Origin of the sequence: Micromonospora inyonensis, assembly GCF_900091415.1 — a bacterium.
In the GTDB taxonomy this organism is placed as follows: Bacteria; Actinomycetota; Actinomycetes; order Mycobacteriales; family Micromonosporaceae; genus Micromonospora; species Micromonospora inyonensis.
This window is the reverse complement of sequence record NZ_FMHU01000002.1, coordinates 3,262,818-3,289,529: the sequence shown is the minus strand read 5'-3', so window position 1 is coordinate 3,289,529 and position 26,712 is coordinate 3,262,818. Positions and strand designations below refer to the sequence as shown.

Sequence of the window (26,712 nt, the reverse complement as noted above, 5' to 3'; positions counted from 1 at the left end):
CTCTAAAGGACCGGCGAGGCAACCACCTGTCCAAACCGGTCCCGCCGATCAACGCCCTGGGTGCGTGCGGGTCATGTTGCTGGCGGTGGATATCGAGAACCATGGCTGTCTGGGAGGGGTGCTCAGAGCACCGTGTTGACCAGGACGGTCAGCACGATCGAGGCGAGGACCGAGAAGAGGATCATCAGCAGGCAGCCGAGGCCGCCGCCGAGCGGCCGGACCTCCGTGTTACCGATGCGCATGGGTGTCCACCTGTCCGTCGAGGAGGTCGGGTCGGGTGAGGAAGGCGCGGACCGCGTCGGCCACCCGCGCCGGTGCCGTGGTGGCGACGTTGTGCGCCGCGCCGGGCACGGTCACCAGAGCCGCCGTGGGGACCAGTCGGGCGACCGTCTCCCGCCAGGCGGGCGGCACGATCGGATCCCGCGCGCCGGTGAGCACCAGGGTGGGCACGGTGATCCGGGCCAGGTCGTCTCCACCGGGTTGCGCACCGAGTGCGCCAGGGTGGCGTACACCCGGTGCGGGCCGGCGTCGCGGACGTCGCGGAGCAGGACCGGAAGTTGGAGCCTCGCCTCGCGGGTGGTGTCCAGCAGCCACCGGCGGGCCTGGCCCCACCGGGACCGGGCGGCCGGGTCGCTGGTCGGCCCGGCCAGCACGACCGCCCGTACCGCGTCGGGGTGCCGGGCGGCGAGCGCGGCGGCCACCTCCGCGCCGAACGAGTGCCCGAGCACGCAGACCGGCGCCAGGGCGTACGCCTCCAGCCAGGCGGCCAGGTGCGCGGCGTGCCGGACCGCGTCGTACGGCCGTGGGGGCGGCCCGCTCAACCCGAAGCCGGGCAGGTCCGGCACGTAGACCGGATGCGTGGGGGCCAGGGCGGTGGCGAGCGGGGTGAGGTACCGGTGCGAGACGGCGAGGCCGTGCACCAGCAGTACGGGCAGCTGCCCACCGGCCGGGGTGGCGGAGCGCCGGCAGTGCGTGCGGATCCCGTCCACTAGCCGGTGTTCGCTGGTCAGCCCCGCCACCGGGCGCGGTGCGGCCAGCGCGAGCCGTAGCTGCGCCCAGCCGAACCCCTCCGGTGCCGGGCCGGTCGTCCGGTCGTGCCCGGCACCCCTCGGGGCCGGGACGGGCGGGGCGTTCACAGTTCGCGCAGCCGGGGCAGCAGCTCCTCGCGCGCCCAGTCGAGGAACATCGGCTGGCTGTCCCCGCCCACCTGGACGATGGCGACATGGCTGAAGCCGGCGTCGACGAACTTCCGGAACGCGGCGACGTGCCTCTCGACGTCCGGGCCGCAGGAGATGCCCTCGGCGACGTCCTCCTCGCGGACGTGCTGGCTGGCCGCCTCGAACGAGTCCGGGCCGGGCAGTTCGGCGTTGACCTTCCAGCCCAGGCCGAACCAGCGGAACTGGTCGTGCACGATCTTGCGGCACTCGGCCTCGTCCGGGCCGTAGCAGATCGCCACCTGGCCGTAGCGGGGCTGGCCCACGCCGCCCGCGTCGTCGTACATCTGGATGATGTGCCGGTCCGGCTCGGTGGCGACGATGCCGTTGCCGTACTCGGCCGCCAGCGTGGCGGACTGCCGGCCGGAGGCGGCGATCGCCATCGGCACCGGCCGCTCCGGCCGGTCCCACACGTACGCGTCGGGCACGTCGTAGTGGTTGCCGGAGAAGGTCAGCGTCTCCCCGTTGAGCAGCGGTCGGATGATCTGCAACGCCTCCTCGAACATCTCGTGCCGCTGCTGCACGTGCGGCCAGCCGCCGACCACGTGCTCGTTGAGGTTCTCCCCGGCCCCGAGGCCGAGGGTGAACCGGCCGTCGGCCAGGACGCCGATGGTGCTGGCCTTCTGCGCCACGACCGCCGGGTGGTAGCGCCGGATCGGGCAGGTCACGAAGGACATCAGCTCCGCCCGGCTGGTGGCGTGCGCGACCGCCCCGAGCACCGACCAGGCGTACGGCGAGTGGCCCTGCGAGTCCAGCCACGGGTAGTAGTGGTCGGAGATGACGAGCTGGTCGAAGCCGGCCGCCTCCGCCCGTACCGCGTAGTCGACCAGCTGCTTCGGGCCGGCCTGCTCGCACATCAGGGTGTAGCCGACGTTGACCATCGCACGCTCCTCTCGCCGCACCGATCCCTCCGGCTTACCCCCGGCCCCGCCCCTCAACCCTCCGTCGGTCGTCCCTGCGGGACCGGGGAACGGTTACTCTTGACCGGTTCAGGTTGCCGCCGGAGACGCATCGGCCTACGCTGATCCCGCGCCGTGGAGTCGGGCGCGGCTGTGGGGCTGCAGCCGCCCCTCGTCACACCTCTCACCCCCTTCGGGCCGGGGGTCATCCCTGAGGAAGGCCATGAGGACACGACTCCCCGTCGTCGCCGCCACCCTGCTCGCGTTCGTCGTGGGCCTGGTGGCGTTCGGTGGGCAGCCGGCGCACGCCGCGACCGGGTTCACCCGTCGCCAACGGCAAGCTGTACGACGCCAACGGCGCGGAATTCGTCATGCGCGGCGTCAACCACGCCCACACCTGGTACACCCACCAGACCAGTTCCTTCGCCAGCATCAAGGCGCTCCGGACGGCCGGACTGCCCATCGTGGTCGGCGGGTTCGGCCACCACCACTCCGACGGTGACCCGGACGAGGACGCCATCCTCTCCTACAGTCAGGCCAACGGCATCGGCTACCTGGGCTGGTCGTGGAGCGGCAACGGCGGTGGCGTCGAGTACCTCGACATGGCCGTCGACTTCGACCCGGCCAACCTGAGCAGCTGGGGTCAGCGGATCTTCAACGGCGTCAACGGCATCAGGCAGACCGCGAAGGAGGCCACCGTCTTCGTCGGCACCCCGCCCCCCACGACCACCCCTCCGCCCACCACCCCTCCGCCGGGCGGCTGCACGGCGGCGTACGCGGTGGTCGGCTCGTGGCAGGGCGGCTTCCAGGGCGAGGTCAAGGTGACCGCCGGCTCCGCCGCGATCAGCGGCTGGACGGTGACCTGGACCTTCGCCGACGGCCAGACCGTCAACCAGTCCTGGAACGCCACGGTGACCAGCAGCGGCTCGTCCGTCACCGCGAGGAACGTCAGCTACAACGGCAACCTCGGCACCGGGGCCAGCACGACCTTCGGCTTCATCGGCTCCGCGCCGGGCGGCACCACCGCCCCGGCGCCCACCTGCACCGCCGCCTGACCCCGACCCTCCCGGAGCGGGACGACCCGATGGGCAGGTCCCGGCGCCGGTCGGCCGCAGGGTCGGCCCGGCGCCGCGTCGTCGGCTGGCACCGGTCCGTCATGATCCTTGTGGGGGAACGGTCAATCCACATGGGAGCGTCATGTCGGAACTCTTCAGCGGTGCCCGTCGGGCGCAGCTCGACAACCGGGACCTCGCGCGGGTCGCGGTCGTCGCCCAGTGCCTCGACAACCAGTGGGTCACCGAGGACCTGCTCACCGAGATCATCAAGCGGCGGCGGTCGTACCGGGACGTGGAGCGGCAACGTCAGCGTGACGCGCGGGCCGAGTACCTCCGGTCGATCCTGAACGCCGAGCAGGTGGTCATCAACCGGGCGTACTTCTTCAACAACCCGGTCGTCCACCGGGACTTCGTCTCCACCGGCCCGCAGCGCGAGGCGTTCCGGGACCTGCTCGACGAGGGCGTGATCGTGCCCTTCCTGCTGCGGGAACGCAACCCCTCCGAGGAACCGCAGTTCGGCGTCGACTCGGCCGGTTGGCCGGCCTGGCTGCGGGTCCTCGACGAGGTGGACTCCGTCCGCTGTCTGCGACTGTCGTGGGACGACGACGAGAACGAGCGACTCACCCAGCGCTGCATGTACGCCGAGTTCCGCCGGTTCCTGGTCGACATGGCCGTCTTCGACCTGCCCCAGCTGGAGCGGGACCTGGGCCTGCGCGACGAGGACCGACCGGGGCTCAAGCGCCGGCTGCGGGAGATCAACAACTGGGCGGTCGACGTCGAGCAGGTCACCCGTAACAGCTTCTACCAGGAGTTCCTGGTGGAGCCGGGCACCAACCCGGCGGACGGGATCTTCCGCACCGATCCGCTGGTGGCCGAGCTCAAGCAACTCGTGGACCTGAGGTACAACACCACCCTCCCGGACGCCGTCGACAGGTACCCGTTGACCCCGGCGGACTCGCTCCGCCGTACGGCGATGCAGGAGTACCGCCGGCCGGAACAGGTGCGGCGCGGACTCGACGACCTGCTGGAGGTGGTCCAGACACTCCGGCCACAGGTCTTCGACCTGGCGCAGCTGCCGCTGCGGCTCGACCTGACCGGGTTGGAGCTGCACCACGTGCGGCAGGCCCGGCAGACCGAAGAGTGGCGCGACTACGTCGCCGCCCTGCAGGCGCTGCTCGACGAGCCGCTCGACTTCGTCGACCGGTCCCAGCGGCTCTACGACCGGTACGTCGCACTCGCTGGGCGGCTGGCCGAGATCGTGGGCGAGCGCCGACAGGAACGGATGAACGTCTGGGATCCGGCGATCCGGGTCACCGTCGAGGTGTCCGGTGCCGTCCTCTCGGTCGTCTTCGACGGCCATCCGCGGCTCGAGGTGGTCGGCGAGGTGCCGACCGAGGTGGTCGCCCGGGCCGCGACCGCCGTGCTCCGTTTCGCCGTGGTCGGGCGGGACGAGCGACGTGCCGCCCGGGAACTGAGCACCGGCATCGACGTGATGCGCGTGCGTCTGCAACGGGCCGGGGAGGATTGGCGGGAACTCGTCCGGCGACTCCGGGAGATGGGCTTTCCGATCACCGACGGGGACGCGGACCGCGACGGCGAGCCGAACATCGACCGAGCGCAGGGGGAAGACGGTGACCAGTAACTGGGAGCAGTACGTTGCGATGCGCGAGCGGCAGCCCGAGCACTTCGCCAACCCGCCGGACGCCGCGGTGCACATCCTCCACGAACCGGAGGAGGTGATGGCAGCGGAGCGGGCCAAGGCCGAGGTGCTCCGGAAGCGGGGCCTGCCGACGGAGTGGGGCCGGGTCGGGGTGGCCTACCAGGACGAGTACGTCACCCTGGTCCGTGACCCGGTCCGCTTCTCCGACGGCTCGCTGGGGACGTACATCCGGTTGATGCCGGGCAACGATGCGGACGGGGTGGTGCTGCTGCCGGTGCTCGACGGCGCGGTGGTCCTGGTGGAGCACTTCCGGCACGCCGTCCGGGGCTGGCAGCTCGAAGCCCCGCGCGGGTTCGGTGCAGCCGGCGTGCCGGCGGTGGAGCAGGCCGCCCGGGAACTGTGGGAGGAACTGGGGACGGTACCCACGCGGGTGGTCGACCTCGGGCTGCTGCACCCGGACTCCGGCACCGCCACCGACCGGGTCCATCTCTATCTGGTGGAGATAGCGGAGCTCGGGCCGTTGGACGCGTTGGAGGGAATCCGGGCCGCCCGGACGTACCCGCCGGAGAAGGTGGGCGAGCTGATTCGGGACGGCGTCGTCACCGACTCGTTCACCATCGCGGCGTGGACGCGGGCCTGGTTGCGTGGGCTGCTCTCCACCCGGCCCTCCGGACCGGCCGGTCCGCTGTGACCAGTGGTGTCCTCCCAGGTAGTTCCCAGTAGGAGCGGTTAGGGTGCGGAGAGTGGCGTCCGGCTCCACCTGGAGCACCGGTGCGATCTTCCGGGAGTTTGCGACATGGTCTTCAAGAAGATGTTGAGCGCGTTCGGCGTCGGCGGGCCGAGTGTGGACACCGTCCTCACCAACCCGAACACCCGCCCCGGCCTCACCCTCGACGGCCAGGTCAACCTGGTTGGCGGGGACGCTCCGGCGAACATCGAGCAGATCGCCGTCGGGCTGGTCGCGCGGGTCGAGGTGGAGACCGGCGACGGCGAGTACGCGGGCGTGATGGAGTTCCACCGGATGAGGGTCAGCAGCGCGCTCCAGCTCGCCCCGAAGCAGCAGCTCTCCATCCCGTTCCAGCTGCCGGTGCCCTGGGAGACCCCGATCACCGACGTGTACGGCCAGCGCCTGCACGGCATGACCATGGGGCTGCGGACCGAGTTGGCGATCGCCCGTGCGGTCGACAAGAGCGACCTGGACCAGGTCTCGGTGCACCCGCTGCCGGTGCACGAGCGGATCCTGGAGGCGTTCCAGCGTCTCGGCTTCCAGTTCCGGAGCGCCGACCTGGAACGGGGGCACATCTACGGCGTGCAGCAGACGCTGCCCTTCTACCAGGAGATCGAGTACTTCGCCGCGCCGCAGTACGCGCAGACGGTCAACCAGGTCGAGCTGACCTTCGTGACCAGCCAGCAGGGCGTCGACGTGATCCTGGAGTGCGACAAGCGCGGCGGGCTGCTCACCCCCGGGCAGGACACCTTCGGCCGCTACCCGGTCGCCCACACCGACGCCGACCGGGTCGACTGGACCCAGGTGGTCGACGGGTGGCTCCGCGACACCATCACCCGTCACGGCAGCATGCGCCCGCACGGCTTCACCTCGCACGGCCACGGCCGGGGGGCGGGCATGGGCGGCATGGTGGCCGGCGCGGCCCTCGGCATGGCCGGCGGCATGGTCGCCGGTGAGATGCTCGAGGACGCCTTCGAGGGCGACTTCTTCGAGGAGTGACCCGCGCCTGCCGACGACGGTGGCCTCCGGGGAACCCCCGGAGGCCACCGTCGCGGTGACGCCGGTCGACGACCGGCCGTACCGTTCATCCCGGTCGGTCAGTGCCGGGCGGTGCGCTCCGCGCCGCTGCGGAAGGCGCTGCCGGCCTTGGCCAGACCACGGCTAGCCAGGTAACCGATGGTCAGCAGCGTGACCATGAACCAGGCGTTGTCGGCCCGGAAGACGTCCACCCCGGTCGAGTTCCGTCCGACCAGCTGGGAGGCGGCCAGAACACCGACCACGGCGGCGATGTAGACCCAGAACTCCGTGGTACGGAACGCGTTCTTCGTCTCCGTACCGGGTGCCTGCACGGCCTCGGCACGACCGTCGTGCATGGCCGCCATCGGACGCGTCGGTGCCTCCGCGACCGCGCGGTTCGGCATGTCCTGTCCCATCCTGGTCGGCATGTCCTGCGCCGGACGGTTGGTCGGCCTGGTGCTTGCAGCCTGCGTGCTCATCTTGTCCTCCTCGGATGCGATGAGTCCTGCACCCACACCCCACTCCGTGTTCCGGTCACGGGGCGGTACTTGGCGGGGCACCGCCTGGCTACCCGGCGTCGGTGGGCCAGTAACCCGGAACTCCGGTCGGATGCCACCGGTCGCGGCCCCCGACCGGCGCGTTTAGCCGAGCCGGGGTCGGGCAGGCAACGGGTCACCGACATTTCTGCGAGGTGATCCACGTGTCCGAGAACATGCGCGAATCCGCCCGACGGAGCGAGGAACGACTCCTCGCCGGGGCCTACGGCGAGGACGCCCTGAACGAGGTGAACTCGCCCCCGAGCGACGTCCAGCAGCAGCTCCAACGTGAGGACCCGGGCGACCCGGCGGATGTACCGATCGACCCGGAGGTGCTGCGCGACGGCGGCCCGACCCGCGGCCAGGGAGCTGTCACCACCACCGGTGGCACCGCCGGACCGGCGAGCGTACGGCGCATCGCCCGGCAGCCGGAACGGCACCCCGGCACGGTCGCCCCCACCACCACCGGGGACGCCACCACCGGTGGCCTGAGTACGCCGGCCGGCAGCACGACCAGCGACCAGTCCTCCGCCGCCAGCCAGATCGGCGGCTTCACCGACGACTGACCCACGCCTGTCCACCTCACCCCCGCGCTGGCGGCGCGGGGGTGGGGTGGAGCGGTTCAGGGGGTGGGGACGAGAGTGGTGAGGCGCTGGGTGGCGCGGGTGAGGGCGACGTAGAGGTCACTCTCACCGCGCGGGGACTCGGCGACGATCGAGTCCGGGTCGACCAGCAGGACGGAGTCGAACTCCAGCCCCTTTGCCTGGGCGACGGTCAGCACCACGGTCTGGCTCTCCAGTTCCGGGTGCTCGCCCACCGCCGCCTCCGGAAGCGCCCCGCTCACCGCCGCGCCCAGCTCGTCGACGTGTCCGGCCGGCACGATCACGCCGAGCCGGCCGTCGCCGAGGCCGGCGACCTCCCGGGTGGCCACGTCGACCAGTTCGGCGGCGAGCCGCCCCCGGGTGACCGTCAGCGTCCGGGGTTCGACACCGGTGCTGCGTACCGAGCGGGGCGGGCGTAGTCCGGGGTCGATCCGGGCGAGCACGTCGGCGGCGACCGCCATGATCTCGGCCGGGGTGCGGTAGCTGACGGTCAGCTCCGCCAACCGCCACCGGTCCGCGACGTACGGTTCCAGCGCCTCCCGCCAGGACGGGGTCCCGGCCAGCGCGCCGGTCTGCGCGACGTCCCCGACGATGGTCATCGACCGGCTCGGGCAGCGGCGCATCAGCAGCCGCCAGGCCATCGGTGACAGCTCCTGCGCCTCGTCCACGATGACGTGCCCGAAGGCCCAGTTCCGGTCGGCGGCGGCCCGCTCGGCGGTGGTCAGCGAGTCGCCGGTCTCCTGCCGGTCCAGCAGCCGGTCGGCGTCGAGCAGGTCGGTGACGCCGAGGATCTCACCGCCGTCCGCCTCGTCCTCCACGTCGATGGAACGGGAACCCCGCCAGATCTCCAGCACGCCCTCGGCGTACTCACGCGCCTGCGAGCGGATCCGTTCCCGTCGGGCCGCGGCCGCCCGGTCGTCCTCGCCGAGCAGTTCGGCGGCCTCGTCGAGCAGGGGCGCGTCGGAGGGGGCCCACCCGCCCGGTTCGCGGTGCAGGAGCGCCCGTTCCGCCTCGTCGAGCATGGGCGCGGCGGTGGCGATCCGGTCCGGGTCGGCGAACAGGTCGGCCAGCAGGCGCTGCGGCGTCAGCACCGGCCAGAGTTCGTCCAGCACCGTCCGTACGCCCGGTTCCTCCCGCAGTTCCCGGCGGATCTCCGCGACGTCGGCCTCGTCGAGCAGGTTCTCCCCGCCCAGTGGGTCCGCGCCGATGCGGTCGGCCTCCTGGTCGGCGAGGGCATGGACGACCTCGATGTCGAACAGGGCACGGGCCAGGTTGTGCGGCCGGCCCGAACGGCGGGCCCGCTCGCGCGCCTCCCGGCACATCTGCGGGGTCAGCGTCAGCACGTCCCGCTGCTCCAGCTCGATCTCCAGCGGCTCGTCCGGCACCCGTTGCCGGTCCCGGACGGCGCCCGCGAGCACCTCGGTCATCACCAGCCGGCCCTTCAGCGCCGCGGTCCGGGCCGACTCGGCGCGGTGGGCGGCCACTCCGGGGAAGAGGTCACCCGGCGTGCGCAGCAGCACACCGGTCTCGGCCAGCGTGGGCAGCACCTGCGAGATGTAGCGCAGGAAGGTCGCGTTCGGCCCGACCAGCAGGACGCCGCGACTGGAGAGTTCCCGGCGGTGGGTGTAGAGCAGGTACGCGGCGCGGTGCAGCGCGACCGCGGTCTTGCCGGTGCCCGGCCCGCCCTGCACGACGAGCACGCCACCCAGGTCGGCCCGGATCACCCGGTCCTGTTCCGCCTGGATGGTCTCGACGATGTCCCGCATCCGGCCGGTACGGCTGGCGTCCAACGCCGCCAGCAGGGACGCCTCACCGGTCAGTTCCTCGTGCGCGGTGGGGGAGGCGCTGGCCAGGTCCAGGGTCTCGTCGTGCAACCCGACCACCTTGCGGTCCCGGGTCCGCAGGTGCCGACGGCGGCGTACGCCCTGGGGGTTGGCCGCCGTGGCGAGGTAGAACGGTCGGGCGGCCGGGGCCCGCCAGTCCATCAGCAGCGGGTCGTAGTCGTCGCGGGTGTCGAAGATCCCGATCCGGCCGATGTAGTGGCGTGAGCCGTCGTCGGCGTCCAGCCGGCCGAAGCAGAGCCCCTGCTCGACGGCGGAGAACTGCTCCACCTGTTCGGCGTACATCCGCACGGCGGTGTCCCGCTGGGACCGGGCCTGCATGGTGCCACCGTCGCTGCGCAGTTCCTCGGCCAGCCGGTGGGCGGCCTGGTCCCGCAGCCCGTCCAGCCGGCGGTAGAGCATCGAGACGTACTCCTGCTCGCGGCCGATCTCGTCGGTGTGCTGCTGCTCGTCGGACTGCGTTGACAAGCGCTCTCCCAATTCGATAAAATGAAGCTGAACGGCCATTTTCAATGGTCGTTCTTTTTGTGTCTGAACTGAGAAAGATAGCGTGCCGGGGCGGTGCCGACCAAGTCCCGGGAAAGAACTCGCGTCACCGGAACGGGTTCCGGTGACGCGAGTCATGGTCGTTCGGACGGGGTCAGCCGCGGGCGACCTCGTAGAGCCGCTCCGGCGTGACCAGGCCGGCGAGCACCCGCCCGTCGTCGGTGAGCAGCACGCTGAAGATCGTCCCGGAGAAGAGCCGGCCGCTGCCCCAGGCCCCGCTGACCTTCGGCAGCTGGTTGAGCAGGTCCAGTCCGGCGGCGTCCGCCTTCTCCGGCTGGCTGGCGGGGGCGTCCTTCCCCGCCGGCCGGTCCGTCCCGGTACCGGTCCGGGCGACCAGCACGGCGGCCCAGCCCTCACCGACCACGGTGGTGTCCCGGTCCTTCGCGTCGCCCGGCTTCCCCGGCGCGCTCCGCTCCGGCCTTGCCGGACGTGCCGGGGACTTCTCCTCGTTCACCTTCACGCCCGGCGGCGGGTTGAAGGTGAACTGGTCGGCGGCCGGACGGCCGAAGTCGACCTGGGTGAAGGCCACCTCGATCGCCGGTGCGTCCCCCGCGTCGGCGAAGAGCTCGAAGCGCAGCGGCACGTGCTCCTTCGCGTCCAGCGCGATCCGCACCTGGTCGACCAGGGAGGCGGCGTCCCTCGGCTTGAGCACGAGCTCGTACGCGTCCCGCCCGGCCACCGTCGCGGACCGGCCGACGCTGACCTCGGTGCTCGGGTCGATCGCGGCCAGCGCCCGGTCGGCGGCCTCGGCCGGCGTGACCGGCAGCTCCCGGTCGGCACCGGCCCGCTGCCCGGCGTCGGCCGGCAGCGTCCGGTGGTGGGCCTCGTTCTTCTTGCTGTTCCAGACCCACAGGTCGGTGCCGTTGCGGATCACGTCCCGCTCGCCCATGGTGTCCTTGAACGCGATCCGCGCCTTGTCCGGGCCGGAGTACCAGACCCGCATGGTGTGCGTACCGGCGACCAGGGCGGTCAGGTCCTCGCGGCGCTCCGCGACCCTGGCGACCAGCGGCGGCAGGCCGAGGTCGGCGCGCTGCACCACGGTGCCGGAGAGTCCCTCCAGCCGGGACGTCTGCAGGTCGACCAGGAGCTGGGCGGCGCTCCTCGGCGGCAGGCTCGGCTCGGCCTCGGCGGCGAACCGGCCGACCGCCGCGCCACCCCCGAGCAGGACGACCGTCGCGGCCGTCGGCACGACCCAGCGCAACGCCGGACGGCTTGTCAGAACAGACATGTGCACCTCCTTCCGCCATCCTGCCCGACGGATGCTGTGAAGGTGCTGAGGAGAACGAACCGGCGGGCGGCGCGGCGGTGGCACCCTTGACCCGTGCGACTGCTGGTGGTGGAGGACGAGACCCGGCTCGCCGGGACCCTGCAACGGGGCCTCCAGGCGGAGGGCTTCGCGGTCGACGTGGCGGCCACCGGTCCGGCCGGGCTGGAGGCGGCCCGGCACGGCGGGTACGACGCGATGATCCTCGACGTGATGCTCCCCGGGCTCTCCGGCTACGAGCTGGTGCGTCGGCTCCGCGCCGAGGAGCACTGGCTGCCGGTGCTCATGCTCTCGGCCAAGGACGGCGAGTACGACCAGGCCGACGGGCTGGACTGCGGGGCCGACGACTACCTCACCAAACCCTTCTCGTACGTGGTGCTGCTGGCCCGGCTGCGGGCCCTGCTGCGTCGGGGCGCGCCGCAACGACCCACCGTGCTGACCGTCGGTGACCTCAGCCTCGACCCGGCCGGCCGCCGGGTGACCCGGGGCGACGCCGAGATCGCCCTGACCGCCCGGGAGTTCGCCCTGTTGGACTACCTGATGCGCCGCCCCGGAGAGGTGGTCTCCAAGACCGAACTGCTCGACCACGTCTGGGACGCCAGCCTGGAGACCGCGCCGAACGCGGTGGAGGTGTACGTCGGCTACCTCCGCCGCAAGATCGGCCGGCACCACCTGGAGACCGTCCGCGGCGCCGGCTACCGCCTCACGCCATGACCCGACCGTCGGAGCGGGACCAGGACTCGGGGCCGGTCCGGGTGGCGCGGGTGGGTAGCCGTCGGCCGCCCACCATCGGGCTGCGCGGTCGACTGACCCTGGTCAGCGTCCTCGGGCTGGCCGTCGGGCTGGCGGTGGGCGGGTTGGCGCTGCTCGGCGCGCTCGGCCACGTCCTGCAACGCAGCGTCGACGACGAGGCGTTCCGGACCGCCGACGCGGTGGCGCTGCTGGCCGCCGAGAACGCGCTGCCCGATCCGCTGCCGGTGGTCGCCGGTCAGGTGCGCGTCCAGGTGGTCGACCGGCAGGGGCGGGTCCGGGCCGCCTCGATCGACGCCGACCGGCTGGTGCCGATGCTGCCGGTGGACCGGATCGACCACTCCGCCCGGGACCGCACCTTCGTCCGGGGGGAACGGCTGGGACTTCCCGGCCGGGTGCGGGTGGTCAGCGTGCCAGCTGGGACGCCGTCCGAGCCGTTGACCGTCCTGGTCGGCAAATCGATGGCGGACGTGACGCAGAGCGCCGAGGTGGTCCGGTTCGTCCTGCTGGTGAGCTTCCCGTTGCTGGTGGCGATCCTCGGCGGGGTGGCCTGGCGGGTGGTCGGGGCCACCCTGCGCCCGGTGGAGGCGCTGCGCAGCGGCGCCGAGGAGATCACCGGCCGGGCCGGTGGCGGGCGGCTGCCGGTGCCGGCGTCCCGCGACGAGATCCACCGCTTGGCGATCACCCTGAACGACATGCTGGCCCGGTTGGAGGCGGCCCGGGCCCGGCAACGGGCGTTCCTCGCCGACGCCGCCCACGAGTTGCGCAGCCCGCTGACGAACATGCGTACCGAACTGGAGGTGGCCGGGCGGCTGGGGGAGCGGACCGACTGGCCGGCGGTGTCCCGGGACCTGCTCGCGGACACCGAACGGCTCAGCCGTCTCGTCGACGACCTGCTGCTGCTGGCCCGCCTGGACGAGGCCGGGAACACCGCCGCCGGGACGGTGGGCGCGGGCACCGCCGCCGGGACCGGAGCCCCGGGCCGCGGGGCGGTGGGCGGGCGGCGGGCCACCGGACCGGTCGAGCTGGTCGAGCTGGTCCGGGCCGTCGCCGACCGCTTCCCCTCCCCTCCGGTACGCGTCCTGCCGGCGTCCGGACCCCGGTGGACGGTCGGCGACGCGGACGAACTGCACCGCGTCCTGACGAACCTCATCGACAACGCGGTCCGCCACTGCCGGAGCGCGGTCGTGATCGAGGTGACCGGCGACCCCGGAGCCGGCACCCACCTGGTCACCGTGACCGACGACGGGCCGGGCATCCCGGCCGCCGACCGGGAACGGGTCTTCGACCGGTTCACCCGGCTGGACGACGCCCGGGCCCGGGACGCCGGAGGCGCGGGCCTGGGGCTGGCCATCGTCCGGGAACTCGTCCGGCTGCACGGCGGCACGGTGCGGCTGTCCGACGCGGGGCCGGGCCTGCGTGTCTCGTTGCACCTGCCGGCCCTGCCGGACGCGGAGACCTGACCGGCCGGGACCGACCCACCGGCGGGTGCGGAGGACCGCCCGGCCGGACCGTCCCGGTCAGCTCCGCTTCGTGCAGACCGGCTTCGCCCGGCCGACGGTGTCCGCCGAGTGGACGACCGCCACCGTGAAGCAGTAGTCGGTGCCCCGGTCCAGCCCGTAGACGATGTAGTTGGTCGAGCCGGCGCGCAGCTCCTGGAAGGCACGCGGATCCTGCCCCACCCGGCCACCGGAGACCACCACCGGCCCCTCCGCCCCCGCCGGGTACGTCCAGTTCAACGTGACGCTGTCCCGGTTGTCGCGCAGGGTGACCCCGCTGGGCGGGGCGCCGGGTGCCCCGCTGGCCGGTTTCGCGGTGCCGCCGGGCGTCGCGCTCGTGGCCGCCTGCGTGCCGGGGGCGGGTGGCGGCTGACTCGCCGGCTCGCCGACCCGCGCCACCCCGGCGATCACCGCTCCCGTGCCGAGCAGCACCACGACCACCCCGGCGACGATCAGCGGCGCGAGCCGGCGGGACGGATCGGCCGGCGGGCGGGGCACGTGCACCGGCAGCCGCGAGCCGACCCGCACCGGCAGGTGGGCGACCCGGTGCACGCCCGGCGACTCCTCCGCATGTGGTGCGCCGGTGAGGCCGACCACGGACGGCGGAAGCGGGGGCACGGCCGGGCCAGGGGCGGCCGCCGGCTCCTCGGGGCGGTTCACCTCCCCTTCCGGGGGCCACCAGTCGTCGCCGTCCGGGTCGTCGCCGTACCGGCCGGTGACGGTGAACCGCCGGTCGTGCGCGTACGAGCGGTCGTCGGCGTCGGGCCGGTACCCGCCGCCGGCCGCCCAACCCTCGGGCTGGCCGCCGGGGTGGGTCCGGAACCCGTCCGGCTCCGCCGGGTACGCGTCGCCGGTCGCGCCGGAGCGGTCGACCGGCTCCTCCGGTACGCGGGGACGGGGAACCGCCCCGTGCCCGGCGTCCTGCGGATGGGCCGTCGGCTTGGCGTCGTCGACGTGGTCGCAGGCGTGGTCCGGGTTGGCGGCGGCCCGGGCCAGGCCGGCGACCTGGGCGGCGAGCGGGTCGTCCGGGGCCAGGTGCTGGCGACACAGCTCCCGGGCCAGGGCCAGGTTGTCGTGCGCGTCGGCGAAGAGACCGCAGTCGCGCTGCATCGCGCCGAGCCGGGCGAGCATCTTGATCCCGCTGACGTGCCCGTCGCCGTACACCTCGCGGTGCAGCTCCCAGGCGTCCTGGAGGCGCTCCCGGGCGACCGTGCACTCGCCCCGGGCGTATTCGACGGTGGCCAGGTCGGCGTGCGCGGCGAGCACCCGCAGCGACTCGGGGCCGTCGAGTGCGGTCAGCTCGATGATCACTTCCTGGTACAGCCGGGCGGCGCGGGCGTAGCTGCCGACCCGGTGCAGCACCGCGGCGAGGGTCGCGGCGGCGGCGATGGTCCGCTGGTCGGACGCTCCGTGGAGCCGGGTCAGCGCGGCGTACGCGAACGCCGCCCAGCCGCGCGCCGAGTGCGGTTCGCCGAGGGTGACCAGCACCCGGGCCTGGAGGCCGGCGGCCTCGGCCAGCTCGGGTGAGGCGTTCGCCGGGCGCGGGTCCGCGTCGGCCAGCGCGTCGGCGAGCAGCTCCTGGGCACCGGAGAGGTCGCCGGCGGCCACGAGCTGGTGCGCCTGGCCGGTCAGTTCACCGAAGGGGGAGGACACGCCTCATCGTGCGCATTCCGCGACGGTATGTACAAGACCCGTCAGGTGGCAGTTTGGTCAGGATAGTGGTCGGTCGCCGCCCAGATGGTCTACGAGGGACTCGCTGATCCGGCGCAGCTGGTCGACCTGCGCCGGGCTGAGCGCGTCGAACAGGTGCCGGCGTACCCCCTCGACGTGACCGGGCGCGGCGGCGGCGAGTGCGGCGAGACCGGCGTCGGTGAGGACGGCGAGCTGGCCCCGCCGGTCGGTGGGGCAGTCCCGGCGGCGCACCCAGCCGGCCGCCTCGAGCCGGGCCACCGCGTGCGACAACCGGCTCCGCGAGGACCCGCTGGCCAGGGCCAGGTCGGTCATCCGCAGCTCGCGCCCGGGAGCCTCGGAGAGCCGGACCAGGATCTCGTAGTACGCGTGCGGCATGCCGGCGTCGCGCTGCAGCTCACGGTCGAGCGTCTCCATCAGCGCCCGGGAGGCGGCCAGGAAGGCCCGCCAGGTGCGCTGCTCGTCGGGGTCCAGCCACCGGGTCATGACGCCCATCATACGACTGATAGTTGAACGCTCAACAAAATGGCGGTACCGTGGTCGACATGGGAATCCACCGCCTCAACCACGCCGTCCTCTTCGTCCGCGACGTCGAGCGCAGCGTCGCCTTCTACCGTGACGTGCTCGGTTTCCGGCGGGTGCCGATGACCCCGGACGGGTTCACCGGCGCCGCCTTCCTCCAGGCGCCCGGCTCGACCAACGACCACGACCTCGGCCTCTTCGAGATCGGTTCGGCGGCCGGCGGGTCCGAGGCGGGCCGCCGTACCGTCGGCCTCTACCACCTGGCCTGGGAGGTCGACACCCTCGACGAACTGGCCGTCACCGCCGAGCGGCTCACCGCTGCCGGCGCGCTGGTCGGCACGTCCGACCACGGCACCACCAAGAGCCTCTACGGCCGGGACCCGGACGGCCTGGAGTTCGAGATCGTCTGGCTGGTTCCCGCCGACCGGCTCGACGACGCGGCGCTCGCCGCGCGCACCCGGATCGGCCGGCTCGACCTGGCCCGCGAGCGGCAGCGCTACGGCGGGCAGACCCGGGGCGGCGTCGGCGTCTCCGTCCCGGCCTGACGCGGACCGTCCCGGTCGCCGTGCCCGGGGCGCCCGGCCGTCTGGTACAACACCAGGATGCCCACCGACCCGATCGACGCCGTCCTGGGTGGGCTGCTCGTCCACCAGTTCGACACCTGGCTCACCGGCGCGCTGCGCCGCTCCCGCCGGGTCACCCTCGCGCTGGTGTACGCGGGGCCGCCGGGCGACAGCGCCGCAACCGTCCTACGGGCGGTGGCCACCGCCGCCGACCGGGTACGCGGGCAGCGGCTCACGGTCGTGGTGCTCGCCGAGGACCCCGGACTGCCCGCCCGACTCGCCCCCCTGGCGGCGGGGCTCCCCGCCGAGGTGACCGTGCACCCCGTACCCGGAGCCCCCGACCGGCTGCCGGTGGTGCTCAAGGCAGCCGGCGCGGCCGGCGCGCCGCTGCTCACCGCCCTGTCCGACCCGACCGGCGAGACGCTCGACGGCCCCGCCGGCCGCGGCCTGCTCGCCGCCGCCACCTCCGGCCGCCCGGCCGACCTGCTGCTCGCCAGCGGAACCGGCAGGGCCGGCGGTGCCGTCGAAGCCGGGACGGCCCGCGCCGCCGTGTCCCGGTTCCCGCTGGTCGCCGAGGTGGAGACGGTCCCCGTCGGGGACGCGCCGCCGTGGCTGTTCGCCCTCGGCACCAACTCCGACCGCAACCTGGAGGCGTTCAAGGACGGGATCTGGCGGGCCGGCGCGGCGGCCGGACTGCGGCACCGGGACGTCGACGGCACCCCGCGCGACCTCGACGCCGAGCCCGACCCGAGCGCTCTTTCCGACCTGCTCCGCGCCGAACTGGACCGCTGTGGTCCGCGTACGGTCACCGAGCTGCGCCGGCACGTGCTCACCGGGACCCCGTACCGGGCCGTCGACGCGCTCCGGGCACTGACCGCCCTGCTCGACGCGGGCACGGTGACCCGGTCCCCGGCCGACGGCCGGCTCGCCGGGGACGTGATCGTCCACCCGGCACCCGGCGACACGGGCGTCCACTCGCGGCGGTGACGCGGGCGGCCCCCGGGCGTCCGAGGCGGCAGCTCGACCTCCACCGACTGACGGTCCAGCAGCTGTGGACACGTCGAGGGGGGTGCCGGTGGTTCACCGGCACCCCCCTCGACGTCAGGGCGCTACGCCCGGGACCGGGACTTGTCCTGCTTCCAGGAGAGCGGGCCGGGCAGGTCGACCCGGTGCGCCCGGGCCTTGGAGTTCCAGGACCACCGGCCGAGCCGGACGGTCCACGAGGAGAAACCGTTCTCGGTGAAGTTGAGGACCAGGGGACCGTACTTCTTCCGCTTGCGGAACATCAGGCCCATGTCGGGGCCTCCCTTCATGACCAGCCGTCCGTCCGTGTTCGGTGTCGAACATGCCCGGAAGGCCGTTTCACGAAACCCGTGGTCGTCCCACGGGGGAGCGCCGCCGGGGCCGACGGCGGTGCGGTCACCGGTCGCCCGGTGCCGTCAGCGCGGCTCCCAGGCCCCCGGCCGGGTGGTCAGCCGCCGCACGTGCGCCGGCAGTCTGCCGGTGGACAGGTCGGCCAGGCTCACCTCGTCGACGACCTGCCGGACGGCGGCCCGGACGGCCACCCAGAGGCGGGGCAGGTTCTCGGCCGCGCCCAGGTACTCCGTCTCCTCCGGACGCATTCCCCGGACGCCGGCCAACGGTCCGTCCACCGCCCGCAGGATCGCCCCCACGGCGATCTCCCGTGGGGGTCGGGCCAGGGTGTAACCGCCCTCGGCCCCACGTTGGGCCCGGACGATGCCGGCCCGGCGCAGGTCCGCCAGGACGGCTTCGAGGAACTTGCGCGGCATGTCCTGCTCCGCGGCGATGGACTGGGTGGAGAGCAGCGAGGGGTACGCGGCGGCCAGGCTCAGCGCCGCCCGGATCGCGTAGTCGCCGCGTGCCGAGATTTGCACGATGCCATCATGCCCGGTCGGTCCAATGCGGTGGCCGGGGGCGGGCGATCCGGGCCGGAACGGCGACCCGCCCGCCGGTCGCCCGGAAGGCACCCGGACTCAGGCCGACCTCGCGGCTGAAGAAGCGACCGAAGTTCGTCGGCTCCGGGAAGCCGAGATACCGGCCGATCCGGGCGATCGGCTCGTCGGTCGCCGCGAGCAGTCGGCGGGCCTGCAACGCCACCCGTTCGTCGATGACCTGCTTGGCGCTGCGCCCGGTCATCGCCAGGCAGGCCCGGGTCAGGGTACGCACCGAGCAGCCCAGCCGGTCGGCGTAGTCCTCGACCCGGCGGGTGTACCGGTAGTGGTGCTCGACCTCGCGGCAGAGCCGCCGGAACGTGCGCGGCTCCGTCCCGGCGGCCGGGGTGGCGGTCAGCGTCAAGCGCAGCAGCAGGACGGCGAGCTGGTGCCGCAGCAGGCTCTCGCCGCCTGAGCCACGGTGCCGGCGGCAGTCCACCACGAGCTGGCTGACCTCGTTGAGCACCGCCTCCTCGTCCTCGCCGCCGAGCTGGGTGTGGATCGGTACGGCGTCCGGGTCGACGTCCAGGCCGTGCAGGGCCTCCGGGCTCCACCGCACCACCACGGCGTCCAGTGCGTCGGTGCGACGCACCGCCTGCCCGGGACGGACCCGGAACATGGTGCCCGGCCGACAGGGGAACGGGCGGAAGTCGACTTCCAGGGTGCCGTGACCGCCGGTGACCAGAATCAGGTGGTTCGACCCGATCAACACCGGTCGCCGCCACGCCGGGTCGGTGCTGAGATCACCCAGGGTGATGGCCCGGATCCCGGCTGCGGTCGGCGCGGGAGCGGCGTCCGTGGCCGGGGCGAGTTGACCGGAAGAGACCATCACCAGCGACGGTAGCCCCCCGCACCGTCTCCCGCATGCCGACGCAGGGGACGTAGGGGATCGACCGCCGACCGGCAGGGGTCGGGGCGGTTAGGCTACCGGTCGGTAGCACCCGGTCTGCCGGACGCGGGCGGACCCGCCGACTCGCGATGGGATGGGCATGACGGATCTGTTCTCGGTCGAAGGCAAGACGGTCCTGGTCACCGGAGGTTCCCGGGGCATCGGGTTGATGATCGCCCGGGGCTTCGTCCAGGCCGGTGCCGAGGTGATCATCTCGTCCCGCAAGGCGGAGGTCTGCGAGCGCGTCGCCGCCGAGCTGTCCGCCGACGGGCGGTGCACGGCGATTCCGGCCGACCTGGGCACCGATGCCGGCGCGGAGGCGCTCGCCGCCGCTGTCCGGGAACGCACCTCCCGCCTCGACGTGCTGGTGAACAATGCCGGGGCCACCTGGGGCGCGCCGCTTGAGGCGTACCCGGAGAGCGCCTTCGACAAGCTCTGGGCGGTCAACGTGAAGGCGGTGTTCCGGCTCACCACCGCGTTGCTGCCCGCCCTGCGCACGGCGGCCAGCGCCGACGACCCGGCCCGCGTCATCAACATCGGGTCGGTGGACGGCATCCGGGTGCCGCTGATGGAGGTGTACGCGTACTCGGCCACCAAGGCGGCCGTGCACATGCTGACCCGCAGCCTCGCCCACCAGCTCGCCGGTGAGCGCGTCACGGTCAACGCGATCGCGCCCGGCCCGTTCGAGAGCAGGATGATGGCGTTCGCGCTGGACGACCCGGCCACCCGGGCCGGCATCGAGCAGCAGGTGCCGCTGGGCCGCATCGGTCGGCCCGAGGACATGGCCGGGACCGCGATCTACCTGGCCTCCCGCGCCGGGGCGTACCTGACCGGCGCGGTCATCCCGGTCGACGGGGGCATCACGACGCACGGCTGAGCGCGTGACCGGGACGTCGTGGCGTACCCCGGTGGTCGGTGGCAGGGCGCGCGCGGACTCGGCAGATCCGCGCGGCCCCGCCGACGTCGGTCAGCGACCGGCCAGCAACCGGTTCACCGCCGTGTCGACGTCCAGGTGCTCGGCCTCCCGGCCGCGTGGGACGACGACGTAGGTGCGGCGCAGGAAGCGCACCAGTACGCTCCGCGGCACCTCGAACAGGGCGTTGCCGTCGGGTGACGACAGCGCCAGCGCGACGAAGTCGCCGCGTGGGGTGGCCCAGGGCCACACCCGGACGTCGCCGATGCCGGCCGGCTCGTCGAGTCCGGTGACCAGCAGTTCACGGGCGAACGACCAGCTCACCGCCTCGCCACCGGCAGATTCGGCATGGAACAGGACATGGACCGCATACGGGTCAGCAGGGTCGTAGCGCAGACTGGCGCGCACCGGCAAGGCGGTGGCGTCAGGTGCGACGAGCCTTAGCGACGTCTCGACCTCTACGGTCGTCGGTCGGATGACACTCATGGACGTTCTCCCCCCGGCACCGCTGCGGAACGCGCGTGTTCCGCTTTTCCATACTCAGGCGCTCCTCATGGCTACGCTCCGCCATACGCTGACTTCACCCAGTGGTGGGAAGAGGGTCGGAAACGGCGTTAGAATGTGAAAATTCATGTACGATTTCCGGTTCTGCCCAGAGCTTGGATCCCGCCCGGCATCGGGTGGTTCAGTCGTCGACTTACTCCGGTAACGTCCAGTCGTCGGTAGGAGTGACGGGCCGGGACGACACTGGGGGTGAGATGGTCGCGGAGCATTCCTCAATGGAGACTGCGACCGGGCGTCGGTTGCCGGGTCCGGTGGCCGGAAAGACCGGAAAGCGGGGGTGCGGGGTGCCGGAGAACGGGCGTGGCCGTGACCGGCCGCGCGACCACGGTGCCAACGGCGCGGGGGGTGTGCGGACCGCCGAGCGGCGGGTCCGCTGGCGGCGGCTGCGGACGACCCTGGACCTGATCCGGGCCAATCCCACCGGCCGCATCGCGCTCAAGGTCTTCATCTCCGTGGCCGGTGCCTTGGTGGTCGCCGTCGGCGTGGTGCTCATCCCGCTGCCCGGCCCCGGCTGGCTGCTGGTGATCGCCGGGCTCGGTATCTGGGCGGTCGAGTTCCACTGGGCCAGGCGGCTGCTCGGCTTCACCCGCCGGCACGTGCAACGCTGGACCAGATGGGTCACCAGTCGGTCGCTGCCGGTGCGCCTGGCCCTCGGCACGGTGGGCCTGCTCTTCGTCGGCGGGGTCGTCTGGCTCTCCCTCAAGGTGGGCCTCGGCATCGACGTCGTCGCCCGGTTGCTGCACTACCTCGCGACGAACTGACCCCGGATTCGCGGAGTCCGGACCCGATCAGGTACAGTCATGCGCGCTGAGGGCGATTAGCTCAGCGGGAGAGCGCTTCGTTCACACCGAAGAGGTCACTGGTTCGATCCCAGTATCGCCCACGCAGGTCAAAGACCACTTCCCATCGAGGGAAGTGGTCTTTCTGCTGTTCGTGCGGCAGTGGAGTGCAGCAACGGCGGTCACTACCTCCGACAATGCGGTGAACGTGGCGGAGACGCTCAGGATCGAGGAACGTCGTCGGGCGAGCGCGCTGTTGTCGGACGCCGTTCAGGAGCGGTTTGGTGCGGGGGTCGATCTGTCGGTTCTCGTTGTGGCCCCTCCCGGAACGTCGACCCACGTTCCGCCCTCGGTATCCGGAGGACCCGGCGTCGGGAATCGACGAGAAAGCCGCCGAGCCGTTCGAGGGTGTCCCGGGGGCAGATGCGGCGTACGTCGTGAACGGTGATCGGCCGTACGTCGGCCCGGGCGCACCGAGGTCGGGCAGGACCGCTGGAAGTTGCGCGGCTCGATCGGGGCACCGTGGCGGCGTACAGCAACCGGGCCGACCACATCGGCACGGTGACCTTCTCCGTCGCCTGGCACGGTGATGCTGGCACGCGTGGCAGCATCACCGGCGGCGGGCACCTCGGATAACATTGCCCCTTTCCGAGGCGGCTGGGAGACGAGGCGACATGCGGTGGCTCCAGCAGATGCTGGGTAGGAACCAGGTCCAGCACGACCCGGGCCGGCAGGAAGCACTGCTCCAGGACGCCCGGCACCGGTTCGGCGCGCGGGTGCAGGCCCCGATTCCCGAGCAGGTCGACGCGCTCGTCCGGATGCTCGACGGTGACGACGGCCTCTCCGTGGCGGCCCGGATCCTGCACGAGTTCGCCGAGCAGGCGCACGCCGACTTCCTCGCCCAGGCATACGAGCTGCACCGGCGTACCGGACGTCGGCTGATCGTCGACCGCACGAACTACCGGCCGTTGTGGAGGAAGGCCGCGCCGGCGCTGCGGTGGCCCCTCTTCGAGCTGCCGGGCGGTCTCCACCCGTACGTGCAGGTGGTGGGGGCGGTCACGGTCGTCGGCAGCGGGGCGTCCCGGTTCGTGCAGACGACCGATCCGAAACCGGTGCTGGCCCACCTGTTCGAGGTGCTCGATCTCACCATCGTCGGCTGGGAGTACGGTCGAGTCCGGGTGGACACCCACGCCGCGACCCTGGCGTACCGGCTGATCATGAGCGCCCGGGACGTCCGTGCGGCCATGGACGATCCACCCCCGCTGCCGCCCCCGGTCCGGGAGCTGATGCGCCGCAACAACACCGTCGACGTCCTCGACCCGGCCGGCAGCCGGGTGGTCGGCGGGTTCAATCCGGGCGCCGAGATGCGAGCGGCCCTCCTGGCCTGAGGGGGCGGACCGCGATGTCCCGGTACTCTCCCGCGTTCCCGCAGCAACGAACCACCGTGCCCGGTTCCGTGGTCATCGGATGTCTTCCGTGGAAACCCCCGGCTTTGGCCGTGGGGAGGAAACGGAACCCCTGCGGAGCAGGTCAGGGATAGCCCATTCGCTGCCAAGGCGGATGGGCGTCTGGTCACACGTTGCGCTGGTTCTCGACATACCTCTTGACCACCTCCGAAGTGGCGCCGCCGGTCGTGGCGACGAAGTACGAGTTGGTCCACAGGGTCGGCATCCGGGACTTGAGGTGCAGGAACTCCTGGCGCAGCAGACGGGAGGATCGACCCTTGATCTGCTTGACCAGGCGGTGGATGCCGTACTGCGGGTCCACGACCACGAGCAGCTGCACGTGGTCGGGCATCGTCTCGATCGCCTCGATCGGTGCGTTCCGCTCGGCGCAAACCTCGCGGATGATCTCTTTGAGCCGCTCGTCCACCGTGCCGTCGATGACCTTGCGCCGGTACTTCGGGCACCAGACGACGTGGTAGTGGCAGCGGTACACGACGTTGTTGTTCGACCTGACCTCGTCCACGCCGAGACTATATAGCTTTGTGGTGTATAGTGTTCGGGGTGGACGAGACAGTGCGTTACACCTGTCGCCTGCGGCCCGGCCGTATCGCGCAGGCCGCACTGCTCGACGAGTGGGGCCGGTGCCGGTGGTTGTGGAACGAAGCTGTGCACCAGCAGAAGACCGGCCGCAAGCCGACGTTCGGGAGGCTGTCGAAACTGCTGGCCGAGGCCCGCAGCCGTCATGCCTGGCTGCGCGAGGGATCGCAGGTCGCACAGCAGCAGACACTGCGCACCTATGGTGCCGCCCTGGCCCACTCGTTCACGGTCAAGGGCCGGGGCCGACCGAAGGTCAAGCGGCTCAAGGACTCGCTGCCGACCCTGGAGTACACCACCCGCGGCTTCCGGATCAAAGACGGCCGGCTGTGCCTGCCGGGCACGGTGACCGTTGCGGTCGTCTGGTCGCGGGAACTGCCGTCCGAGCCGACCAGCGTGCGCGTCTACCAAGACACCCTCGGCCACTGGTACGCCTCGTTCGTGGTCCGCCGTGAGATCACCACCGCACCCGAGTCGGACTCGCCGGGTATCGGCGTCGACTGGGGCGTCAAGACCACCGCCGCCACGACCGACCCGGCGTTCGACCTGCCGCACCTCGGCCATCGCCGCCGGTGCGCCGCCGAGATGGCCAAGGCCCAGCGCACGATGGCCCGCCGCCGTCGTCCCAAGGGACACGCCCCGTCGAAGGGCTACCAGACCGCGAAGCGGCAGGCCGCCCGGGTCGCGACAAAGGCCGCCCGACAGAACACCCACGACGCCCGCGTCTGGGCCAAGAACGTCACTGACCACCACGCGCTGATCGCGGTCGAGGACTTCAAGCCGACATTCCTCGCCCGCACCACGATGGCCCGCAAAGCGGCCGACGCGGCGATCGGCGCATGTAAGAAAGAACTGATCGAGCGTGGTACGCGGGCGGGCCGCAAGGTGGTGCTGGTACCGCCCGCCTACACCACGATGACCTGCTCCGAGTGCGGCGAGAGAGCCAATCTTCGCCTCGGACTGGGTATCCGTACCTTCGAGTGCGCGGCATGCGGCTATACCGCATGCCGCGACCGAAACGCCGCGAGGACGATCCTCGCCACGGCCGAACGCGACCGTGCCAGTGCCGACGACGTAAGACATCTGATCGCCTCCTTCCGGGACGGTGGATCAGGTGCGGTCCGAGCTGGGAATCCAGGGCCTGGCCCCGGAGGAAAATCCCCCGGATTCATTCGTGGGGATCGTTAATCGCTGAGAACCACCACCGACGCGGAGTACTGGGTCGGCACGGAGACGACCGCGGAGTCGATGGTGTCCAGGCCACCTTCGACCCACCGGGTGAGGAACCGCACGAACTCGTCACCGCAGCCCGCCTGCCGGTAGTGCGAGACGACTCTGCCCTGGCCCTGACCGTCGCGTCGCGCGCGGACGAGCCGGTGCATCCGGATGTCGCGGACGAGCCGTTCGTTGAGGTCGACGTTCTTCCCGAGTTGTGAGGTCAGCTCGCGACGCATCGGATGGGCGACCCACTCCAGGAACGGCAGTGACAGCAGGGTCCTGACTTCCAGGTCGTGCGCCACCAGGTCGATGTCCACCAGCCCGACGATCGCCGCGAGGGCGGGGGCGACGATCTGCCCGGGTAGCTTCTCGGCCCACGGGCGGTCGGCCTCCATGAGTACCCGGCCCAGAGCGTGAGCACTCCGTCCCGTCGGGGACGGGTCTCCGGGGTGGATCAAAAGCCCGGTCACCGGAGCCGGGAGCGTGCCGAGCCGGAGCGGCACGACATCCAGAAGCCGAGTCGCTTCGATGACGCCGACTGGAGGTAGTACCGGAGGTGAACGGCGAACGCGATCGTGCTGGAGGGGCGGCTCAGCAGTTCCTTGGCCATGGCCTCGACCACGGCACGGCGGATCATCTCAAGGTTTTCCGGTGCTGCCTCGGACAACAGGATCTTCATGGGGTTGTCGCGCAGCGCGGCCGCCCCCCGAGGCGCAGCAGGACGTCCGCCAGCAGCGTCCGGTCAACGGCCTCGATCCGGGTGAAGTGGCGTAGCCCTTCGATGATCTCGGCGCGGACCGCCGTGACGATCTCCTCGTACTGTCGGTGCCCGCTGCCCCAGCTCAGGCGGCGGTGCAGGGCGTACCCGAAGGTCACGTGGTCGAAATCGGGCGACAGCAGGTAGCGCGAGAGGTCGTCGGCGTCCTTCGGGGTCAGAGTCGACAACACCGTCTTGTCCATCCGCACGCCGGGCAGTTGCCGGGCGCTCTCCCGGACCCTGGCTCCGTCGAGGCGCGTCCTGACCCTCCGGTAGACCTCGCCGGCCAGCGCGGACAACGGGCGGATCCCCCTGTCGAGGCTGTAGAGCACGTGACACCTCCCGTTGACGTGTGGCAGACAGCGCAGCTCGCCGTACCGGAGCACCCGGTCGGACCATGGCCATCCACTGTAGAAGTCGTCACCGGCCGTTCACCAACAGTGGCGAATCGGGCGGAGGGTCGAACCGACCGGAGCGGGCACTCCTGGCGCGGGCCGCGCGTCTTGCCGATGTCTGGCATCCTCGGAGCGGTGACTGGCCAACCGCCCCGACCGCGTAGTCACCATCCCCGCCGGAACCGTGTCGCCCTCGTCGTCCTGGCGCTCGGCGCGGTGGCGGCCCTGGTCGCCGTCGCCGTGGTCGTCGTGCCGCTCGTCCGGCCCCCGGGGCCGCGTCCGCTGTTCCAACTCCCCGTCGCGTGCGGCGAGACCTGGCAACTCGGCACCTACCCCGGACACGACGACTACGACGTCGACCTGTTCCCCGTCGAGGGGGAGGCGTGGGGGAGGCCGGTGCTCGCGTCCTACGGCGGCCGGGTCACCGAGGCGGGCGTCAACGGCTCGGTGGGTGGCCGTACCCCCCAGGACCCGGAGGGGCCGCGTGGGCGGGGCGGCGGCTACTGGGTGAAGATCGACCACGGTGGCCGGTGGGAGACGCAGTACCTCCACCTGCTCGAACCGCCCATGGTCGAGGTCGGTCAGCGGGTCGAGCAGGGCGAGCAGATCGGTAAGGTCGGCAGCACCGGCAACTCCGGCGCCCCGCACCTGCACTACGAGCAGCGGCGGGGGTGGGAGAAGGTGGAAGCCCACTTCGACGGGGTGCCGTCCGGCATCACCCACGACGACACCGAGTACACGGTCCGGCGGACCAGCAACAACTGCGGCGGGTAGCTCCGGCGGCCGGGGGCGGGAGCGCGTAGCCGGTCGTGCCGCGTGGTT

30 protein-coding genes and 1 tRNA gene are annotated in these 26,712 nt (G+C 72.2%); 15 read left to right on the top strand and 16 right to left on the bottom strand.

The window, feature by feature from the left end; translation table 11 throughout:
* Positions 1 to 228: 228 nt before the first annotated feature.
* From GA0074694_RS33470 to GA0074694_RS28875, 3 genes are read right to left on the bottom strand one after another with little or no spacing between them, the layout of a single operon-like run.
* Positions 229 to 411: an alpha/beta fold hydrolase gene (locus GA0074694_RS33470; RefSeq protein WP_245714962.1), complete on the bottom strand. Its 183-nt coding sequence runs from the start codon at positions 409 to 411 to the stop codon at positions 229 to 231.
* On the bottom strand, positions 354 to 1,136 hold the full coding sequence (locus GA0074694_RS28880; protein ID WP_245714961.1) for an alpha/beta fold hydrolase: 783 nt from the start codon (positions 1,134 to 1,136) through the stop codon (positions 354 to 356). The genes GA0074694_RS33470 and GA0074694_RS28880 overlap by 58 nt, the downstream gene beginning before the upstream one ends.
* A complete protein-coding gene (locus tag GA0074694_RS28875) occupies positions 1,133 to 2,095 on the bottom strand; it encodes a TIGR03557 family F420-dependent LLM class oxidoreductase (RefSeq protein ID WP_091463061.1) in 963 nt (320 codons plus the stop codon). Before GA0074694_RS28875 ends, GA0074694_RS28880 begins: the two co-directional genes overlap by 4 nt.
* Positions 2,096 to 2,403: 308 nt before the next feature.
* On the opposite strand from GA0074694_RS28875, the gene GA0074694_RS28870 reads away from it, so the two are divergent.
* From GA0074694_RS28870 to GA0074694_RS28855, 4 genes are all read left to right on the top strand, one after another.
* Positions 2,404 to 3,168, top strand: a complete 765-nt coding sequence (locus GA0074694_RS28870; RefSeq protein ID WP_245714960.1) for a cellulose binding domain-containing protein — start codon at positions 2,404 to 2,406, stop codon at positions 3,166 to 3,168.
* A gap of 142 nt (positions 3,169 to 3,310) precedes the next feature.
* Complete coding sequence (locus tag GA0074694_RS28865; RefSeq protein ID WP_091463060.1) at positions 3,311 to 4,810, top strand: hypothetical protein; 1,500 nt, start codon at positions 3,311 to 3,313, stop codon at positions 4,808 to 4,810.
* Positions 4,800 to 5,519 (top strand): NUDIX hydrolase, encoded by a 720-nt coding sequence (locus GA0074694_RS28860; RefSeq protein WP_141714304.1) that lies wholly within the window; start codon positions 4,800 to 4,802, stop codon positions 5,517 to 5,519. Before GA0074694_RS28865 ends, GA0074694_RS28860 begins: the two co-directional genes overlap by 11 nt.
* A 105-nt stretch (positions 5,520 to 5,624) precedes the next feature.
* Positions 5,625 to 6,554, top strand: a complete 930-nt coding sequence (locus tag GA0074694_RS28855) for a sporulation protein (RefSeq protein WP_091463058.1) — start codon at positions 5,625 to 5,627, stop codon at positions 6,552 to 6,554.
* Between the two features lie 98 nt (positions 6,555 to 6,652).
* On the opposite strand, the gene GA0074694_RS28850 is transcribed toward GA0074694_RS28855, so the two are convergent.
* Positions 6,653 to 6,988 carry a hypothetical protein gene (locus tag GA0074694_RS28850; protein ID WP_425413675.1) on the bottom strand — a complete coding sequence of 112 codons (336 nt, stop codon included), beginning with the start codon at positions 6,986 to 6,988 and terminating at the stop codon, positions 6,653 to 6,655.
* A 278-nt stretch (positions 6,989 to 7,266) separates the two neighbouring features.
* Between GA0074694_RS28850 and GA0074694_RS28845 the strand changes: the two genes are divergently transcribed.
* Entirely contained in the window at positions 7,267 to 7,674 is a 408-nt protein-coding gene (locus GA0074694_RS28845; protein ID WP_425413674.1) for a hypothetical protein, read from the top strand.
* A gap of 56 nt (positions 7,675 to 7,730) precedes the next feature.
* Here GA0074694_RS28845 and GA0074694_RS28840 read toward each other — a convergent pair whose 3' ends face one another.
* On the bottom strand, positions 7,731 to 9,953 hold the full coding sequence (locus GA0074694_RS28840) for a HelD family protein (RefSeq protein ID WP_245715055.1): 2,223 nt from the start codon (positions 9,951 to 9,953) through the stop codon (positions 7,731 to 7,733).
* 238 nt (positions 9,954 to 10,191) lie between these two features.
* Positions 10,192 to 11,325, bottom strand: coding sequence for a LolA family protein (locus GA0074694_RS28835; RefSeq protein WP_091463056.1), 1,134 nt, complete (start codon positions 11,323 to 11,325; stop codon positions 10,192 to 10,194).
* Between the two features lie 93 nt (positions 11,326 to 11,418).
* On the opposite strand from GA0074694_RS28835, the gene GA0074694_RS28830 reads away from it, so the two are divergent.
* Positions 11,419 to 12,075 (top strand): response regulator transcription factor, encoded by a 657-nt coding sequence (locus GA0074694_RS28830; RefSeq protein ID WP_091463055.1) that lies wholly within the window; start codon positions 11,419 to 11,421, stop codon positions 12,073 to 12,075.
* A complete protein-coding gene (locus tag GA0074694_RS28825; protein WP_091463054.1) occupies positions 12,072 to 13,574 on the top strand; it encodes a sensor histidine kinase in 1,503 nt (500 codons plus the stop codon). The genes GA0074694_RS28830 and GA0074694_RS28825 overlap by 4 nt, the downstream gene beginning before the upstream one ends.
* Positions 13,575 to 13,631: 57 nt before the next feature.
* Here the strand turns inward: GA0074694_RS28825 and GA0074694_RS28820 are convergent, their stop codons facing one another.
* Both GA0074694_RS28820 and GA0074694_RS28815 read right to left on the bottom strand, forming a co-directional pair.
* Complete coding sequence (locus GA0074694_RS28820) at positions 13,632 to 15,263, bottom strand: tetratricopeptide repeat protein (RefSeq protein ID WP_091463053.1); 1,632 nt, start codon at positions 15,261 to 15,263, stop codon at positions 13,632 to 13,634.
* Positions 15,264 to 15,320: 57 nt separating this feature from the next.
* Positions 15,321 to 15,794 carry a MarR family winged helix-turn-helix transcriptional regulator gene (locus tag GA0074694_RS28815; protein WP_091464247.1) on the bottom strand — a complete coding sequence of 158 codons (474 nt, stop codon included), beginning with the start codon at positions 15,792 to 15,794 and terminating at the stop codon, positions 15,321 to 15,323.
* Positions 15,795 to 15,844: 50 nt separating this feature from the next.
* Between GA0074694_RS28815 and GA0074694_RS28810 the strand changes: the two genes are divergently transcribed.
* Both GA0074694_RS28810 and GA0074694_RS28805 read left to right on the top strand, forming a co-directional pair.
* Positions 15,845 to 16,366 (top strand): VOC family protein, encoded by a 522-nt coding sequence (locus GA0074694_RS28810; protein WP_091464244.1) that lies wholly within the window; start codon positions 15,845 to 15,847, stop codon positions 16,364 to 16,366.
* Between the two features lie 57 nt (positions 16,367 to 16,423).
* A complete protein-coding gene (locus GA0074694_RS28805) occupies positions 16,424 to 17,371 on the top strand; it encodes a hypothetical protein (protein WP_091463052.1) in 948 nt (315 codons plus the stop codon).
* A 122-nt stretch (positions 17,372 to 17,493) separates the two neighbouring features.
* On the opposite strand, the gene GA0074694_RS28800 is transcribed toward GA0074694_RS28805, so the two are convergent.
* The 3 genes from GA0074694_RS28800 to GA0074694_RS28790 form a co-directional block, all read right to left on the bottom strand.
* Positions 17,494 to 17,679 (bottom strand): DUF4236 domain-containing protein, encoded by a 186-nt coding sequence (locus tag GA0074694_RS28800; RefSeq protein ID WP_088985195.1) that lies wholly within the window; start codon positions 17,677 to 17,679, stop codon positions 17,494 to 17,496.
* Between the two features lie 144 nt (positions 17,680 to 17,823).
* Positions 17,824 to 18,279 carry an RrF2 family transcriptional regulator gene (locus GA0074694_RS28795; RefSeq protein ID WP_091463051.1) on the bottom strand — a complete coding sequence of 152 codons (456 nt, stop codon included), beginning with the start codon at positions 18,277 to 18,279 and terminating at the stop codon, positions 17,824 to 17,826.
* A gap of 7 nt (positions 18,280 to 18,286) precedes the next feature.
* A complete protein-coding gene (locus GA0074694_RS28790; protein ID WP_091463050.1) occupies positions 18,287 to 19,165 on the bottom strand; it encodes a helix-turn-helix transcriptional regulator in 879 nt (292 codons plus the stop codon).
* Between the two features lie 160 nt (positions 19,166 to 19,325).
* On the opposite strand from GA0074694_RS28790, the gene GA0074694_RS28785 reads away from it, so the two are divergent.
* Positions 19,326 to 20,102, top strand: coding sequence for a glucose 1-dehydrogenase (locus tag GA0074694_RS28785; protein WP_091464241.1), 777 nt, complete (start codon positions 19,326 to 19,328; stop codon positions 20,100 to 20,102).
* A gap of 90 nt (positions 20,103 to 20,192) precedes the next feature.
* On the opposite strand, the gene GA0074694_RS28780 is transcribed toward GA0074694_RS28785, so the two are convergent.
* Positions 20,193 to 20,624 carry an SsgA family sporulation/cell division regulator gene (locus tag GA0074694_RS28780; RefSeq protein ID WP_007457244.1) on the bottom strand — a complete coding sequence of 144 codons (432 nt, stop codon included), beginning with the start codon at positions 20,622 to 20,624 and terminating at the stop codon, positions 20,193 to 20,195.
* 293 nt (positions 20,625 to 20,917) lie between these two features.
* Here GA0074694_RS28780 and GA0074694_RS28775 point away from each other — a divergent pair, with 293 nt between their 5' ends.
* The 3 genes from GA0074694_RS28775 to GA0074694_RS28765 all read left to right on the top strand — a co-directional run bounded on the left by GA0074694_RS28775 (position 20,918) and on the right by GA0074694_RS28765 (position 22,869).
* Entirely contained in the window at positions 20,918 to 21,463 is a 546-nt protein-coding gene (locus tag GA0074694_RS28775; RefSeq protein ID WP_091463049.1) for a TIGR02611 family protein, read from the top strand.
* A 50-nt stretch (positions 21,464 to 21,513) separates the two neighbouring features.
* A tRNA-Val gene (locus GA0074694_RS28770) sits at positions 21,514 to 21,585 on the top strand.
* Between the two features lie 570 nt (positions 21,586 to 22,155).
* Entirely contained in the window at positions 22,156 to 22,869 is a 714-nt protein-coding gene (locus GA0074694_RS28765) for a hypothetical protein (protein WP_091463048.1), read from the top strand.
* A 184-nt stretch (positions 22,870 to 23,053) separates the two neighbouring features.
* Here the strand turns inward: GA0074694_RS28765 and tnpA are convergent, their stop codons facing one another.
* Entirely contained in the window at positions 23,054 to 23,449 is a 396-nt protein-coding gene (tnpA, locus tag GA0074694_RS28760) for an IS200/IS605 family transposase (protein WP_091463047.1), read from the bottom strand.
* Between the two features lie 38 nt (positions 23,450 to 23,487).
* Between tnpA and GA0074694_RS28755 the strand changes: the two genes are divergently transcribed.
* A complete protein-coding gene (locus tag GA0074694_RS28755) occupies positions 23,488 to 24,708 on the top strand; it encodes an RNA-guided endonuclease InsQ/TnpB family protein (RefSeq protein ID WP_218105832.1) in 1,221 nt (406 codons plus the stop codon).
* Here GA0074694_RS28755 and GA0074694_RS28750 read toward each other — a convergent pair.
* From GA0074694_RS28750 to GA0074694_RS28740, 3 genes are all read right to left on the bottom strand, one after another.
* Positions 24,705 to 25,133, bottom strand: a complete 429-nt coding sequence (locus GA0074694_RS28750; protein WP_091463046.1) for a hypothetical protein — start codon at positions 25,131 to 25,133, stop codon at positions 24,705 to 24,707. The genes GA0074694_RS28755 and GA0074694_RS28750 overlap by 4 nt on opposite strands.
* Positions 25,134 to 25,204: 71 nt before the next feature.
* Positions 25,205 to 25,417, bottom strand: a complete 213-nt coding sequence (locus tag GA0074694_RS32060; RefSeq protein ID WP_091463045.1) for a hypothetical protein — start codon at positions 25,415 to 25,417, stop codon at positions 25,205 to 25,207.
* Positions 25,414 to 25,881 (bottom strand): hypothetical protein, encoded by a 468-nt coding sequence (locus GA0074694_RS28740; protein WP_141714303.1) that lies wholly within the window; start codon positions 25,879 to 25,881, stop codon positions 25,414 to 25,416. The genes GA0074694_RS32060 and GA0074694_RS28740 overlap by 4 nt, the downstream gene beginning before the upstream one ends.
* Before the next feature lie 123 nt (positions 25,882 to 26,004).
* Here GA0074694_RS28740 and GA0074694_RS28735 point away from each other — a divergent pair, with 123 nt between their 5' ends.
* Positions 26,005 to 26,664 (top strand): M23 family metallopeptidase, encoded by a 660-nt coding sequence (locus GA0074694_RS28735; RefSeq protein ID WP_091463043.1) that lies wholly within the window; start codon positions 26,005 to 26,007, stop codon positions 26,662 to 26,664.
* Positions 26,665 to 26,712 lie beyond the last annotated feature (48 nt).